Below are 13,924 nucleotides of genomic sequence, written 5' to 3'. Positions count from 1 at the left end.
GGTGACGGTAGATATGAAACTAAAAAAGCCCTTACGGGCTTTTTTTATGTCTGTAATTTAGTAAAACTAAATCTCTTTAATTAAATAACCTGAATTCTGGTTAAATATTAACGACGGTTTTTACGAGCTCGCGCTCGGCGTTGAAGCTTTTCTTCTTCTTTAGCTGCTTTTTTAGCTTCTGCAGCGGCGCGTAAACCAGCAACCATTACTTCTTCTTCCTCACGCATTTGCGGAGTTTCCATAGTAATACGGCCAATAATACCGTCGCGTAATTCGTTGATTAGTATTTCAGACATTTTATATGTGTCTATTTGATTACCACCACGAATACAGCCGCGTTTTTTACCCGCCATTTCAACAAATTCCCAATCACTTTCTGGTAATTCGTCTATTTTATAACGCGCTTTTAAAAGCTCAGGGTATGCACGCAATAAGTACTCAGCTGTGTAACTTGCTACTTCTTCATACTCAAGCGCCGTATCACGAATGGCACCGGTAGCGCCTAAACGATAACCTGAGTTTTCATTCTCTACTTTTGGCCAAAGCATACCTGGCGTATCGTAAAGCATAATACCGTCTTCAAGCTTAATGCGTTGTTGTGCTTTGGTTACCGCAGGTTCATTACCTGTTTTTGCAACTATACGTCCAGCCAGTACATTAATTAACGTAGATTTACCCACGTTAGGAATACCCATTATCATGGCTTTAATCTGCTTATCGGCACCCACTTTATGCGGCACTAACTTTTTACAAAGCTCATTTATACGACTTACTTCAGCTGCTTTATCATGTCCAAAAGAAATCGCTTTAACACCATTTTCTTGCTCAAAATAATCTTTCCAGATTTGAGTCATTTTAGGATCAGCTAAATCAGCTTTGTTCAAAATTTTGATGACCGGCTTACCTTCACGCAAGGTTGCCACCATCGGGTTTTCACTACTGTAGGGAATGCGCGCATCAAGCACTTCAATGATCACATCCATTTGTGGCATTATTTCTTTAATTTCATTGCGGGCTTTATTCATATGCCCAGGGAACCACTGGATAGCCATTTTTAACTCCTAACGTATAATTAACCGCTATTTTAACTGGCAATTCATTTAATTGCGCTATACTGACGCAAATTTTTTCAGATTAGTTGTTATGGCTCTTAAATCCACCATTATGAAAGTGCAGTTATCGCTTAGCGATATGGACCGCCACGTTTATCAAGATTTTAATTTAACCTTGGCTCAACACCCTTCAGAAACAGATCAGCGGTTGATGATTCGCTTACTCGCTTTTGCGCTAAATAGCTGTGATGGTTTAGAATTTACTAAAGGATTAAGCGCTGATGATGAACCTGAACTTTGGCATGTAAGCTATAGTGAAGAAATAGAACTATGGATTGAACTTGGCTTACCAGATGAAAAACGCCTTAAAAAAGCCTGTAATAAATCTAAAAAAGTGGTGCTATATACTTATGGTGAAAACAATCAAGCAATTTGGTGGCAAAAACACCAACCTAAATTGTATGAATTTAAAAATCTAAGTATTTTTAGCCTTGATTATGCAGCAACACAAGCACTTGCTGCTTTGGTTGATCGTGGAATTAAGCTCGCCATTACCATTCAAGATGGTGAAGTATGGGTAAATACCGATACAACAAACATTGAGATAAAACCACAGCAATTGATGTAACTAAGATAGGTTATACCAATTGCATTAAATTAGTTATCTATTATAGCGACAAGGAAATAAGTCGATAACAAGGCGAAAATTATGACATATAGTTGTTCTATATAAATAATTTTTAACGCAGGTAGCGGATTATTTAATACGCTAGAATGATCATGTTTTTAATAAAATTGGTATTAGGGAGCATATGAAAGTTAAACACGTTATTGTTTTACATGGCTTGTATATGTCTGGCTTTGTTATGCGCCCACTTTGTTCACGACTTGAAGAATCGGGGATGACGGTATTAAACATTACCTATAATACGCTCGACCCTCACCGCGATACCATATTTGCACAAATTGATGAGTGTATTTCTAACGAACCTGCAGCGCTTGTATGCCACTCAATGGGAGGGCTTATTGCACGTGCTTACCTAGAGGCAAACTCTCCTGCTAGCCAGAATGTTACGAAGGTAATTACACTGGGTACTCCACACAAAGGCAGTCATATTGCGCAAAAGATGAAGCAAAAAGGGTTTGAATCATTTTTAAAAAATAGTGTTGAATTTTTACTCACTAAAAATGGTAATTGGCCTTTTAAAGCTAAGCTTTACAGTATTGCGGGCGATTTACCTATTGGGCTTATGCCCTTAATAGTTAAAGGTAGCCAGTCAGATGGCACTGTATTACTAGATGAAACCAAACTTAAAGGTATGGCCGAACATAAAGTGTTTCATTTAAGCCATACCAGTATGATTTACTCGCGCCAAGTACTCGATTACATTTTAAAGTGCTTAAACGAGAAAGATTAATCCTCAGCATTGGCTGCTATTTTATAACTAATTAAAAATACCACTGCCAATATAAGCGGAATCGGCGCCGCAATGTAGCCAAAAAAATCTGAGTTCGCAAAGCTTGCACCCGCTAAGTGCGCTACTAACCCAAGTACAAATGCGATGACTGCAATTCCTACCACTATTAACTCTGCTTTATTTTGTTTCGCTGTTTTTGCATGCATGTTATCTCTCCTAATTATTTCGACAACATTATTATGCGCCGTTAGGCTGGATGATTTTTGACCTGCATCAATAAAAAAATAGCTAAGTTATTACCTTGAATAAAGTTTGTTTTAGATCATGATTTATATACTTTTGAGGTTTATTTACTTTTGAGGGGTAGTATTTTTATTAATCAGACCCACTTCTATTAATAGTCTAAAGTGAATATAGGTATCAAAAACAGCTAATAGGTTAAAACTATTAACTAGATACATTTAAACGATTTTACTAATTTATCGAAATTAGTAATACTTATCACAAGTTCACAAACAAACGGTTATTCAGGAGCAAGTTATGTCACATGTAAACGCAATTGGTCTAAACAGCGCAAAAAGCGAAGACATCATAAAGTCACTCAATACATTATTGAGTAGCTACCAGATTCAATACATGAACGCGCGTGGCTTTCACTGGAATATTAAAGGCCGTAACTTTTTTGAACTACATGTTAAGTTTGAAGAAATTTATAACTTACTACTTCTAAAAGTAGATGAAGTTGCAGAACGTATTTTAACGTTAGATGGCGCACCTCTACATGCATTTTCTGATTACCTTGAAGTAAGTAAAATTAAAGAAGCTAAAGGTATTAGTGATGGTGTTACAGCCGTAGAAAACCTACTTGCTGGTTACAGCACATTAATTCACATGCAGCGTGATATTTTAAGCCAAGCTGGTGATGCAGACGATGAAGGTACAGCCTCACTAATGAGCGATTACATCTCAGAGCAAGAAAAATTGGTTTGGATGCTAAAGGCTTACTTAGACTAAACCAGCAAAAAAAAGCCCTCAATGAAGAGGGCCAAAAATAGGGATAAATCGTTAAATAATCAAGCGATTCGGTTACTATATTAGTCTCCTCCCAATACTAAACAACGCCCCTGTTACCAGTGGCGTTGTTTTTGGTTTAAGTGGGCACAATGCTCATATATTGGGATAAACAATGTATAAGCATTACTGCTCTTATTATTTTTTCCAATAAAAAAGCCCCAGCGATACTGAGGCTTTGTGAACGTAACTAATTAAGTAACTATATTAGTGTCGTTATTGTTGGTTAGAATTTACTTCTAAAACCTATGTAGAATGATTGACCAATTGGGTCATACGTACCAGCATCAGTTTCAGTACCAGTACTTGAACCGCTCACACCCGATAAAATGCGTGGTGGCTCTTTATCAAATAAGTTACTTGCACCAGCGTAAAGCTCTGTTGAATCGCTGATATGGTAACTTGCTTGAACATCATGATACGTTACTGAACCAATCCCTACTCCACCTGGAGCAATACCAAAACCACTTAAGAATTGATCATCAAAGTCTGCAGCGCCAATGTAAGTTAAGCTCCAGTTAAAATCAAAGTCGTTAAGTTTATAACCAAAGTTCCAGTTAGCTTTATGCTCTGATGCACCAATTTCTCCAGCAAACTCATCTTTATCAGCGCCTGGAAGTGGAATGCTATAACCATCGATTAGGTAAGTATAAGCAAGACGAGTTCTAAACGCACCAGGACCAATATCAGCAGAGTACGTTAGTGTTAAATCAACACCTTCTGTACCCAAACCACCACTGTTAGATACACCACTGTCGATAGACTCTAGTGAACCAGCACTATTATTACCTGATGGCGCACTACGACGAGTTACAAAGTCACAAAAGCTTGTATCGCCGCCGCCATAACATTGGTCAAGAATAAACTGACGAGGTGTGGATACTATTGCATCTGTAATTTCGATATCAAAGTAATCAAGCGTAATATCTAGTCCTGATATTAGGTTTTCTGGTGTAAATACTAAACCTACTGTTACAGAGTCACCAACTTCTTCTTTTAAATCTTGGTTACCACGGTTAAAGCCACTAATGCCTTGTAAGTCAGACTGGTTAAGCGTGAACTCACCATTTGAAGCGATATTAGTTGTAACACCACCATCTGTTCGACAAGCATCACCAGCAGCACCACCGCCGCCACTATTAGTAACACCTAAACATGGATCGTTTAAACCACTTGGGAAAGTTTGTGAAGGCGGAGAAAATAGTTCATCGATATTTGGAGCACGTGTTGAACGAGCACGAGTAGCACGTAAACGTAGGCTATCCATTACTTCCCAATCAACACCCACATTCCAACTTTCAGTGCTACCTACAGTTGAATAGTCAGATAAACGAACAGCTGCGTTCATTGTTACAGTATCAAGCACTGGGATATTTGCTTCTACATAATACTCAGTTACATCAAACGAGCCTTCTGTTGCTGGGATTGCATTACCCGCATTAAGACCTGCTTGCTGTAGTGCATCAAATTCACTGCGTGAAAATTCTTCACGGTATTCAAAACCAGCTGCAATACCTACCGTACCTGCTGGTAAATCAAATAAATCACCTGAAATATTACCACCAATGATTTCTTGCTCAACCGACGTTGAAAGTGAACTTGGTGCACTTACAAAATCAATAGCACCTTGCGATAACGAATTAAAACCATAAATGTCTACTGGTGCACAATTAAAGCCACGTGCTGTCGCATCGATACAGATAGCCTCATCAGTAATCCCGTCGTCATCTAAATCTTGGCTATCAACAACTGCTTCTAAACCTTGGCGGAAACTTTGTACATTAACTAGACCACCAGAAACTTGCTGCTCTTTTGTTTTACCGTATACGTAGTAAGTATCGTAAAACCAACCATCGGCTATTTCACCTTGAAAACCAAGAGCTAAACGGAATGTGTCACGCTCTGCTCGTGCTCCACGGTTACCAATGTCACTCAAACGTTTTGCAAAGAAAATATCTCGTGCGCCATCACCGTCGGTATCAGTTGCTGCGTTATATATATCATCTGGTACAAATGCATTACGTAATATTTCACCGTTTACATTAAATTCAATTGGAACACGGCCATTTGCATAAATGTCGTCAGAGGCAAAAGGAAATGGCTCTAATTCAGAAACGGTTGTTGTTGCAGCGTAAGTGCCTTCATAAAAAAAGCTATGCTTGTCGCTTAACTCGTAACTACCATTTGAGGCGAATAAGTAACGCTCTGTAGGTATTGCTATTGTACGTACGCCGCTTCGGTTAAAACCATTTGCAGCTACGCCATCGCCGCCATTTGCACTAAATGAGTTTTGTAGGTTGTTTGCATCATTAAACGTAAATGTTTCATCCCCAGCACTAAAACGACCTTGTGGTGGGAATGAAGATAAAAAAGGGCTTACTGCATCAAATACAGAATTTGGATTTGCTACTGGATCATCTTCGAAGAAAATACCTGAAAATTGGTCTACTGCCGAGCGGTCACGATCACGTGAGAAAACAGCGCCTTGATCAGAGTAACCAAGGTGGAACATCGCGTGCCCTTTACCATCTGAACTTGATAAGCCTGAGGTAAAGTTAAATTGGCGTGACTCATCATCACCTTCACTCGATTCACCGTACTGACCATCAAACTCAACGCCTTCAAAGTCATCTTTTAAAACAAAGTTAACTACACCAGCAACAGCGTCAGAGCCATAAACAGATGAAGCACCACCTGTCATAATTTCAACACGTTCAATAAATTGGCTCGGAATAGTGTTTAAATCGACAGCAGAGCTACCTGGTACACCTGATACATAACGACGACCGTTAACTAATACCAATGTACGGTTAGAACCTAAATTACGTAAATCTACAGTCGCAACACCTGCACTAGCTGTACTAAAGTTTGAATTAGTACGACTGATTGCCGGTGAACCAAATGCTGGATTATCTAGTAGTAAATCTTGAATATTTAATGAACCAGATGCGTCGATTGCTGTGCTATCTACAACTTGAATAGGCGCTGATGACATCGCCTCAGCTGAACGAATGCGAGAGCCTGTAACTTGTACACGTTCTATTTTAGTAATTTCGTCATCTTCTGCAGCCACACCTTGAAATGAAATGCTTGCAAGTATCGCGCTGCTTAGCGCAACTGTTAACGACGATTTTTTAAATAACCGCGCGCTACCTTTGTTAGTTAATGTCATATAATTCCCCTGAATTGTTATTTTTGTAACTAAATAGTTACTTCGCGGATTACAGTAAGGGGATTTATTTAAACACTCTACGTACGTTATTTATTAGGCGTAATCTTTGGTATGAATAGCTAGTTTGATGGGATGAATCAGTACGTCACAATTATTTTATAAATATATTGTACTTTTCATAACAGTTTTTCCGCTAAGCACGGTCTTTATTATTATATACAGCAAGAGATATAAAATAATGGTCGCTTCTTTTCATGCATTAACTTTTGTTAGTAACACTAAGTTTGCAACATTTTTAACAAAGCGCGTGCAAGAGCACCGACACTTTGAATCTCAATCTTTTATTCAGGCAAACAGATTAGATCAGATAGATACAGATCAATACAACGTACTGTTTTACGAACTAACTAATCTGGCAGACCCTATGCAAATAGTGCATTTAACAGAGCTAGCTAAAAAGCTTAAGTTAGTCATTATTGCCCAGTCGGGTCATTTTGCGAGTTTTGCTTTTGAAGTTGGCGCTGTTGATTTTTTAATAATAGATTCAACTGCACCACGTATCGATAAATGCTTTGATAAACTGATTCACCTTTGCCCGATTGCAAGCGCGGCCGAACGTCAATATCAACAAAGCACACAAACCGAAAAACCATCATCACATATCGTAGTTAAAGATGTAGGTAAGGTAAGGCTAATTGATATAAAAGATATTATTTGGATTAATGGTGCGGGCAATTATGTAGAGCTGCATTTTACCCAAGGTAGTACACCGGTATTACACCGCGAAACCATGAAAAATATTGAACAGCAGCTAGAGCCAGAAGGGTTTATTCGTATTCATCGCTCAACGCTGGTAAGAAAACAAGCTATCTGCGAACTGATGCCTACTGACAGTGGCGATTATAAAGTCAGACTTAAAAACGATATGTGCTTAAACCTTTCAAGGCGCTATAAAGGGTGTTTAGAGAGTATTATAAGCCCTCTTCAGTAGCGGTTTATAATACTCATATTAATTACCAGTTCTGTTTTATATAACTATCACTTGGATGCACTAATAAATAGCTTTCGGTATCTTTATAAAAATTAACTTCTACATCGCTATTTTTCCATACTTTTTCAAACATGTTTTTAGCTATGATATTAATGTTTATATAGTCAACTCGTTGATAGCCAAGTTCTTTTACACCCGCAAAATAGGCCTCTAACGAATCAAGACTATCTAAAGTTAACAGTTCAAACTCTTTTAAGTTAACAATCACAAACTTAATCGTATTTTCAGGGTGAGTGCTCAATTCTTGAATAACACCATTAGTTAATGATGTTATACCTTCATTGTTAAAGCTCCCCTTCAATTTTAAATACATATGAGGGGGCTGTGAACAAATCTGAAATTCGCCATGTGCTCCAAACATAAATTACCTTATATATATCAACTTCTATATATAGAGTAATACAATTTTCCGATTTTGCAGTTAATTTAACAGCGCAATAAAAAAGGCCATTTCGAGGGCTTTTTCTTCTAAGCTTTTAAAACGACCTGATGCACCGCCATGACCTGCATCCATATCGGTTTTAAATACTAAAATATTACTGTCTGTTTTAAGTTCACGCATTTTTGCAACCCACTTCATAGGCTCCCAATACTGTACTTGTGAGTCATGAAGACCGGTAGTAACGAGTATGTTCGGGTAGTTTTGTGCGCTAATATTGTCATAAGGTGAGTAAGCTTCAATTACATCATAAAATTGAGGCTCATTTGGATTACCCCATTCATCGTATTCATTTGTTGTGAGTGGAATACTTTCATCAAGCATTGTGGTTAATACGTCTAAAAATGGTACATGACAGCCAACACCGCAATATAACTCTGGTGCCTGGTTTACAACCGCCCCCATTAATAGGCCACCGGCACTGCCGCCTGAGGCAAACACCTTATTGCTATCACAATAACCTTGATCAACAAGCGCTTTTGTCACATCAATAAAGTCACTAAAGCTATTTTGTTTATGCTCTTTTTTACCTTGCTCATACCATTCGCGACCTAGCATTTCAGAGCCTCGAACATGCGCAATAACATAAACAAAGCCACGATCGAGCAAGCTCAGTGACGAACTAGAAAAACTAGGATCAATCGTATAGCCATAGGCGCCATAGCCGTATTGAAATAACGGATTTGTGCCATCTTTTTTAAAGCTGTCTTTTCGATAAACAACAGATACAGGTACTTTAACTCCGTCGCGAGCAGTTACCATTAATCGCTCCGACTGATAGTCATCGGCATTAAAACTACCGAGTACTTTTTGCTGTTTAAGTAGTGTTTTTTCGCCAGTTGCTAAATCAACATCATATAAAGAGCCTGGTGTTGTTAAACTTGAGTAATAAATACGCGCAGTGCGAGTGTCTGGCTCTGGGTTCATTGCTATTGCAGCATAATAACAAGGATCGGCAAACTCAAGTGCCATACGATCCCCTAACCTATTAACAACTACGAATCGAGCTTGCCCTTGCTCGCGTTCACTCAATACCAAAAAGTCATTAAATAACTCTACACCTTCAAGCAGTACATTTTCTCTGTGAGCTGTATGCTCAAACCATTGTGTTTTATCAGCAATCGTTTCGTTTGTTGCTGTCATTAATCTAAAGTTTTTAGCTTGCCAGTTAGTCACAATATAAAATGTGTCACCTAGCTTATCTACGTCAAACTCGTGGCCATCTTCACGCGGCATTAATGCTTTAAATTCGTCAGTGGGCTTATTAGCATCAAGCACCCATGTATCGTTGGTCTCTGTCGATGCTAAATCAATAATAATTAAGCCTTCGTCGCGACTTTTACCAAGCCCCATAAAAAAGCTGCTGTCTTGCTCTTCGTAAACCATTACATCTTGGCTTTGCTCGCTGCCAAGCTCATGCCTAAATACTTGGTATCCTAGTAGCGTTTTTAAATCTTTTTTTACATAAAAAACAGTTTTATTGTCGTTAGCCCAAACAACCTGCCCTTCTGTATTTTCAAGTACATCAGGTAGCATTTCACCGGTCGTTAAGCTTTTAAAGCGAACATTATAAATACGACGACCTTCAGTATCTTCAGAGTAAGCCATAAGCTGCTCGCATGGGCTTAGTGCGACCTCTCCTAGCTCAAAAAACTCAAATCCTTCAGCTAATACATTCACATCAAGTAAAAGCTCTTTATTATCAGCCTTTATGCTTGTACTTCTATAATGACGCGAGTATTCATCATCACCACGAACTTCTGAGTGATACCAGTATTTCCCGTCTTTAACGGGTACCGAATTATCATCTTTTACAATGCGTGCTTTTAACTCTTCAAAAAGTGTATTTTGTAGTGGCTTCATAGCAGCTAACTGTTCATCGCAGTACGCATTTTCAGCATGTAAATGCGCAAGTACTTGCTCATCTTGGCGATCGTCATCGCGCATCCAATAGTAATTATCGGTACGTATTTTATTGTGGGTACTTAATGTATGGGCTTGCAGTTTAGCAATCGGGAAATTAGGTAATAAACTTAAAGAGTAGTCAGGACGAGACACAACAAAACCAATTAAAAAAATAATGTGATTTGCAGTTTATCATAAAAATAAAAAAGCCCATCCAATAGTTGGATGGGCTAAAACGGTAAACGCTTCATTACTAAAACCGCTATACCTTTGGGAAGATAATTCACTTGAGCTTTATATTTGCTGCCAAGCCATAGCCCAACTTTGTCCTACACCGGGCTCGAACATAAACTTTTTATCGTCACTCGCGCGGCAAAACTCATTAAATGGCCAAGGCCTACATTGATAAACATGCCCTGTTTTTGGCTGCAATACCTTTGTACCCGCATTATAGTTTTCACAATTTTCAGGGTACACGTAATCATAAGTATCAAGGTTATTAACAACACGCTCATCGCATTTTGCAATACAATGAAAATCGACATGCGCTTTACATATACCACTGCTTTGCAAAGCAAAAATTTCATTGTTTCTATAGGCAACAATTAAACCTTGTTCGGTCATTTTACCTGCGCTAACAAGGGGTACATGCACGTTAATATGCTCGGCAACTAAACGTGGCCATGCGTGAGGTTCACCTTGTTCAAGCGAGGTGATTTTGTAATCAAATGATAAACTAGCTAGCTCTCCTTGCATGTCATAAAAGGTTACACTCACCACATCGCCAATAAACAATTGGGTATGATGATTTAAGCAACCTATTGTTGACCACTTTCCACAGGCCAACGACGTATGCATAAACACGGCAACACCTTAAGAGTTACAAAATCTTATCCATACACTATGGATACACAAAAAATACACTGAGGGCAAGTGATACATAACAACACGTTATGCAGTAGTCCCGCTACCATAGCTTTTGGAAACTTTGCATCCTAACCTTTCGGCTAGTTTGCCAGCAATGCGGCGATTATAATTCGGCCTCGCATAACAATCAAACAAAAGAATGTAACCAAAAACAAAAACCAACCCTTTAAGGTTGGTTTAATGTGTTTTTAACTAAATAAATAAGTTAAAGGTTCTTTCGCCCACGTAAATACCAGCAACACCAATAAAGATATAAATATTAACCACGCAGGCCAAGACGCTTTTGTTACTTTAGCCTCAGAGTCATCCGCTTTTAACTCTTTTAAGCCTGTGATCATCGCCTTAACCAGCGGTTTGCCTTTTATTCTATAAACAATAATAGCTAATACATGCAAGCCAATAGCATAAAGTAAAATGTCAAAATTCAGCTCATGTAGCCAATTGGCAAAATCAATCGTATCGCTAGACACATATTGAGCAAGCGGCCCGTCAGTTAAAATACCATCACTGCTCATTAAGCCACTTACAAGTTGCGTTATGATCAATATAAAAAACACTATCACCATACAGCTACCGGGTGCTGAATGGCCTAACGATTCGCTTGGTGTTTTTAGCGCCTTTAAAATAGCTCTAGGAGAGTGCAGTAACCCACTTAATCTCGCGGTTTTACTACCAATAACACCCCAAATTAAACGTGTTACTATAAGTGCTAAAGTAAAAAAGCCAGCAACAAAATGAAGCTCAATCATGCCCTCTTCAATACTAAAATAAAGCACTGCAATACTTACAACCAAAAACCAATGAAAGCATCTAATAAACCCATCCCACACTTTTAACGTCGTCATTGCGCCTATCCTTAAAAAAACAGTATTATCTAATTCGTTAACTACTTTAACATCATAATATTAAGGTATCCTTATGAGCCATTCTACAAGCCGTGCGAGTAAATATCATGCAACCAGTTAAAAAAGCTATTTTAAAAGGCTTTTTAGATATGCTACCTCTGTGTTTAGCCGTTGTTCCTTGGGGTATTTTATGTGGTTCTTTAGCGATTCAAAATGGCTTTAGTGCACTAGAAACCCAAGCAATGTCGTTATTAGTCTTTGCAGGCTCTGCACAGCTTGTTGCGATTGAACTTATGGCGGGCAACACACCATTGCTCACAATTTTATTCACAACATTTATTATTAGCTCTCGGCACTTTTTATACGGTTTAGCTGTGCGTCATAAGGTCATTGATCAACCTATGCGTTGGCGCTTACCGGTGAGCTTTGTTTTAACCGACGAGCTGTTTGCATTTTCTCACCATAGAAAAGCATACAGAACAAAAACACGTTTAATATACGCATTGAGCGCTGGTTTTAGCTTTTATATTGCATGGAATATTTGGACGTTAATTGGCATTGTAGCAGGCACAATGCTGCCCGACTTAACTAATTTAGGGCTCGACTTTGCCATTGCTGCCACGTTTATAGCTTTGGTTATTCCGGGCATTAAAAATTTGGCCTCACTCGTTACGGTAATTGTAGCAGGCATTAGCGCAACGCTTTTAAAAAGCACAGGATTTGAGTTATGGCTTGTTTGCTCAGCGCTGCTGGCAATGGCCGCAGGTTACAGCACAGCAAGACTAACCACTAAAAAGGAAGTAACGCCATGATGACGACTATTTTACTCATGGCATGCATTACATTTTTTACGCGTTATTTATTTTTACACCGTGCTTTGCCGTTTAAAGTAGGCCCTAAAATGCAGCAATTTTTAAGCTTTAGTGCACCGGCAGTGCTTACAGCAATTTGGGTGCCTATCGTGTTTTTGAATGAAGATGGCATTAACTTAAACTGGCAAAACCCTTATTTAAGCGCAGCAATAGTCGCCATTATTGTTGCCTACAAAACACATAATATTTATTACACTACGCTTGCCGGTATGGGGCTATTTCTAATTTTAAATTAGTGCGATCTTTATACTTTATGAAATACTGCACTCAGGTTAAAATGCGGCTAACAACAATAAAAAAGACGCCAATATGCACGAATTTCATCAATTAAGCGCAACAAGCTTACAGGGTCAACCGATCAACTTTAATGATTTTGAAGGGAAGGTTGTGCTTATTGTTAATACCGCAAGTAAATGTGGATTTACCTACCAATACGAGTCGCTGCAAGCTTTGCACAATAAGTATGCCAGCCAAGGTTTAGTTATTCTGGGATTTCCGTGCAATCAATTTGGTCAACAAGAACCCGGAGACGCAACACAAATAGAGCAAGGGTGCTTAATTAATTTTGGTGTGAGCTTTTTAATGGCGGCCAAAGTAGATGTAAACGGTGAGCATGCACATCCTGTATTTCGTTATTTAAAATCGGCTTTACCTGGTTTTTTAACACGTAAAATAAAGTGGAATTTTACTAAATTTTTAATTGCCGCAGATGGTACACAAATTAAACGTTATGCACCTTTTACTAAACCCGAAAAGCTAGAACTTACAATTCAAAAAGCATTAGCACAGGCTAAAAGTACGCTTTGAAAAGTAATAAAGAGGCGCAAGGCCTCTTTATTGCCAATACTATTGAAACTTAAACATACGCATAACTGCACATTTAAACTCTCAATATTAATTGGTATTTTATTTATACTAGTGAAATTTAATCGGTGTAATCGCTTAAATCGTCTTCGCCTAGATTTTTACGCAAGCGTTTTTGCTCAAGGTAGTCTTCCAACTTCTTTTTAACCTTTTGCTTGTTCTTATCGTGTTGATTACGTCCGAGCATTTCGTACTCGTCTTCAACAAAATCGTCATCTAGCGCATCGTAACTAAATGTCTTACCCACAACCCACTCCATAAAGTGTTTGAGACCAACCAAGGATTTTATTATCGCAATAGCCGGTAAA

General features: G+C 38.5%; 15 protein-coding genes and 1 riboswitch. Of the genes, 7 read left to right on the top strand and 8 right to left on the bottom strand.

What is annotated here, in order from left to right:
• Positions 1–107: 107 nt before the first annotated feature.
• Positions 108–1,052 (bottom strand): ribosome biogenesis GTPase YlqF, encoded by a 945-nt coding sequence (ylqF, locus tag I6F40_RS15790; protein WP_024589485.1) that lies wholly within the window; start codon positions 1,050–1,052, stop codon positions 108–110.
• Positions 1,053–1,143: 91 nt separating this feature from the next.
• On the opposite strand from ylqF, the gene I6F40_RS15785 reads away from it, so the two are divergent.
• Together I6F40_RS15785 and I6F40_RS15780 are read left to right on the top strand one after the other, a co-directional pair.
• On the top strand, positions 1,144–1,680 hold the full coding sequence (locus I6F40_RS15785) for a YaeQ family protein (RefSeq protein WP_166378609.1): 537 nt from the start codon (positions 1,144–1,146) through the stop codon (positions 1,678–1,680).
• A gap of 184 nt (positions 1,681–1,864) precedes the next feature.
• The gene (locus I6F40_RS15780; RefSeq protein WP_010554854.1) at positions 1,865–2,470 is read left to right on the top strand and encodes an alpha/beta fold hydrolase; all 606 of its coding nucleotides are present in this window, start codon (positions 1,865–1,867) and stop codon (positions 2,468–2,470) included.
• Here I6F40_RS15780 and I6F40_RS15775 read toward each other — a convergent pair.
• Positions 2,467–2,676 carry a hypothetical protein gene (locus tag I6F40_RS15775; RefSeq protein ID WP_007579816.1) on the bottom strand — a complete coding sequence of 70 codons (210 nt, stop codon included), beginning with the start codon at positions 2,674–2,676 and terminating at the stop codon, positions 2,467–2,469. The genes I6F40_RS15780 and I6F40_RS15775 overlap by 4 nt on opposite strands.
• A 334-nt stretch (positions 2,677–3,010) precedes the next feature.
• On the opposite strand from I6F40_RS15775, the gene I6F40_RS15770 reads away from it, so the two are divergent.
• On the top strand, positions 3,011–3,484 hold the full coding sequence (locus I6F40_RS15770) for a Dps family protein (protein ID WP_004334993.1): 474 nt from the start codon (positions 3,011–3,013) through the stop codon (positions 3,482–3,484).
• 283 nt (positions 3,485–3,767) lie between these two features.
• Here the strand turns inward: I6F40_RS15770 and I6F40_RS15765 are convergent, their stop codons facing one another.
• Complete coding sequence (locus I6F40_RS15765; protein WP_197193189.1) at positions 3,768–6,713, bottom strand: TonB-dependent receptor domain-containing protein; 2,946 nt, start codon at positions 6,711–6,713, stop codon at positions 3,768–3,770.
• 238 nt (positions 6,714–6,951) lie between these two features.
• On the opposite strand from I6F40_RS15765, the gene I6F40_RS15760 reads away from it, so the two are divergent.
• A complete protein-coding gene (locus I6F40_RS15760) occupies positions 6,952–7,704 on the top strand; it encodes a LytR/AlgR family response regulator transcription factor (protein WP_197193188.1) in 753 nt (250 codons plus the stop codon).
• Between the two features lie 22 nt (positions 7,705–7,726).
• Here I6F40_RS15760 and I6F40_RS15755 read toward each other — a convergent pair whose 3' ends face one another.
• The 4 genes from I6F40_RS15755 to I6F40_RS15740 all read right to left on the bottom strand — a co-directional run bounded on the left by I6F40_RS15755 (position 7,727) and on the right by I6F40_RS15740 (position 11,880).
• Positions 7,727–8,125, bottom strand: coding sequence for a hypothetical protein (locus I6F40_RS15755; RefSeq protein WP_010554850.1), 399 nt, complete (start codon positions 8,123–8,125; stop codon positions 7,727–7,729).
• A 60-nt stretch (positions 8,126–8,185) separates the two neighbouring features.
• Positions 8,186–10,261: a S9 family peptidase gene (locus I6F40_RS15750; protein WP_197193187.1), complete on the bottom strand. Its 2,076-nt coding sequence runs from the start codon at positions 10,259–10,261 to the stop codon at positions 8,186–8,188.
• A 141-nt stretch (positions 10,262–10,402) separates the two neighbouring features.
• Positions 10,403–10,966: a chitin-binding protein gene (locus I6F40_RS15745; RefSeq protein ID WP_197193186.1), complete on the bottom strand. Its 564-nt coding sequence runs from the start codon at positions 10,964–10,966 to the stop codon at positions 10,403–10,405.
• 96 nt (positions 10,967–11,062) lie between these two features.
• Positions 11,063–11,135: riboswitch (cyclic di-GMP riboswitch) on the bottom strand.
• 88 nt (positions 11,136–11,223) lie between these two features.
• Complete coding sequence (locus tag I6F40_RS15740) at positions 11,224–11,880, bottom strand: cytochrome b/b6 domain-containing protein (protein WP_166378619.1); 657 nt, start codon at positions 11,878–11,880, stop codon at positions 11,224–11,226.
• Positions 11,881–11,987: 107 nt separating this feature from the next.
• Between I6F40_RS15740 and I6F40_RS15735 the strand changes: the two genes are divergently transcribed.
• The 3 genes from I6F40_RS15735 (at position 11,988) to I6F40_RS15725 (ending at position 13,559) form a co-directional block, all read left to right on the top strand.
• Positions 11,988–12,692: an AzlC family ABC transporter permease gene (locus I6F40_RS15735; RefSeq protein WP_024589490.1), complete on the top strand. Its 705-nt coding sequence runs from the start codon at positions 11,988–11,990 to the stop codon at positions 12,690–12,692.
• Positions 12,689–12,988 (top strand): AzlD domain-containing protein, encoded by a 300-nt coding sequence (locus tag I6F40_RS15730; RefSeq protein ID WP_004335020.1) that lies wholly within the window; start codon positions 12,689–12,691, stop codon positions 12,986–12,988. Before I6F40_RS15735 ends, I6F40_RS15730 begins: the two co-directional genes overlap by 4 nt.
• Positions 12,989–13,061: 73 nt before the next feature.
• Positions 13,062–13,559, top strand: a complete 498-nt coding sequence (locus I6F40_RS15725; RefSeq protein WP_166378621.1) for a glutathione peroxidase — start codon at positions 13,062–13,064, stop codon at positions 13,557–13,559.
• Between the two features lie 118 nt (positions 13,560–13,677).
• On the opposite strand, the gene I6F40_RS15720 is transcribed toward I6F40_RS15725, so the two are convergent.
• The gene (locus I6F40_RS15720) at positions 13,678–13,863 is read right to left on the bottom strand and encodes a PA3496 family putative envelope integrity protein (protein WP_007579801.1); all 186 of its coding nucleotides are present in this window, start codon (positions 13,861–13,863) and stop codon (positions 13,678–13,680) included.
• Positions 13,864–13,924: the final 61 nt, after the last annotated feature.

The sequence above is a fragment of the Pseudoalteromonas sp. SWXJ133 genome (assembly GCF_015864365.1).
Classification (GTDB): Bacteria; Pseudomonadota; Gammaproteobacteria; order Enterobacterales; family Alteromonadaceae; genus Pseudoalteromonas; species Pseudoalteromonas arctica.
This window is presented reverse-complemented; position numbering and strand designations above follow the sequence as displayed.

What these genes read in the sequence shown, in the direction of transcription:
- I6F40_RS15765 (WP_197193189.1), bottom strand. Translation starts at nt 6,713, where the DNA reads ATGACATTAACTAACAAAGGTAGCGCGCGGTTATTTAAAAAATCGTCG.
- I6F40_RS15760 (WP_197193188.1), top strand. Translation starts at nt 6,952, where the DNA reads ATGGTCGCTTCTTTTCATGCATTAACTTTTGTTAGTAACACTAAGTTT.
- I6F40_RS15755 (WP_010554850.1), bottom strand. Translation starts at nt 8,125, where the DNA reads ATGTTTGGAGCACATGGCGAATTTCAGATTTGTTCACAGCCCCCTCAT.
- I6F40_RS15725 (WP_166378621.1), top strand. Translation starts at nt 13,062, where the DNA reads ATGCACGAATTTCATCAATTAAGCGCAACAAGCTTACAGGGTCAACCG.
- I6F40_RS15730 (WP_004335020.1), top strand. Translation starts at nt 12,689, where the DNA reads ATGATGACGACTATTTTACTCATGGCATGCATTACATTTTTTACGCGT.
- ylqF (WP_024589485.1), bottom strand. Translation starts at nt 1,052, where the DNA reads ATGGCTATCCAGTGGTTCCCTGGGCATATGAATAAAGCCCGCAATGAA.
- I6F40_RS15775 (WP_007579816.1), bottom strand. Translation starts at nt 2,676, where the DNA reads ATGCATGCAAAAACAGCGAAACAAAATAAAGCAGAGTTAATAGTGGTA.
- I6F40_RS15770 (WP_004334993.1), top strand. Translation starts at nt 3,011, where the DNA reads ATGTCACATGTAAACGCAATTGGTCTAAACAGCGCAAAAAGCGAAGAC.
- I6F40_RS15745 (WP_197193186.1), bottom strand. Translation starts at nt 10,966, where the DNA reads ATGCATACGTCGTTGGCCTGTGGAAAGTGGTCAACAATAGGTTGCTTA.
- I6F40_RS15735 (WP_024589490.1), top strand. Translation starts at nt 11,988, where the DNA reads ATGCAACCAGTTAAAAAAGCTATTTTAAAAGGCTTTTTAGATATGCTA.
- I6F40_RS15785 (WP_166378609.1), top strand. Translation starts at nt 1,144, where the DNA reads ATGGCTCTTAAATCCACCATTATGAAAGTGCAGTTATCGCTTAGCGAT.
- I6F40_RS15740 (WP_166378619.1), bottom strand. Translation starts at nt 11,880, where the DNA reads ATGACGACGTTAAAAGTGTGGGATGGGTTTATTAGATGCTTTCATTGG.
- I6F40_RS15780 (WP_010554854.1), top strand. Translation starts at nt 1,865, where the DNA reads ATGAAAGTTAAACACGTTATTGTTTTACATGGCTTGTATATGTCTGGC.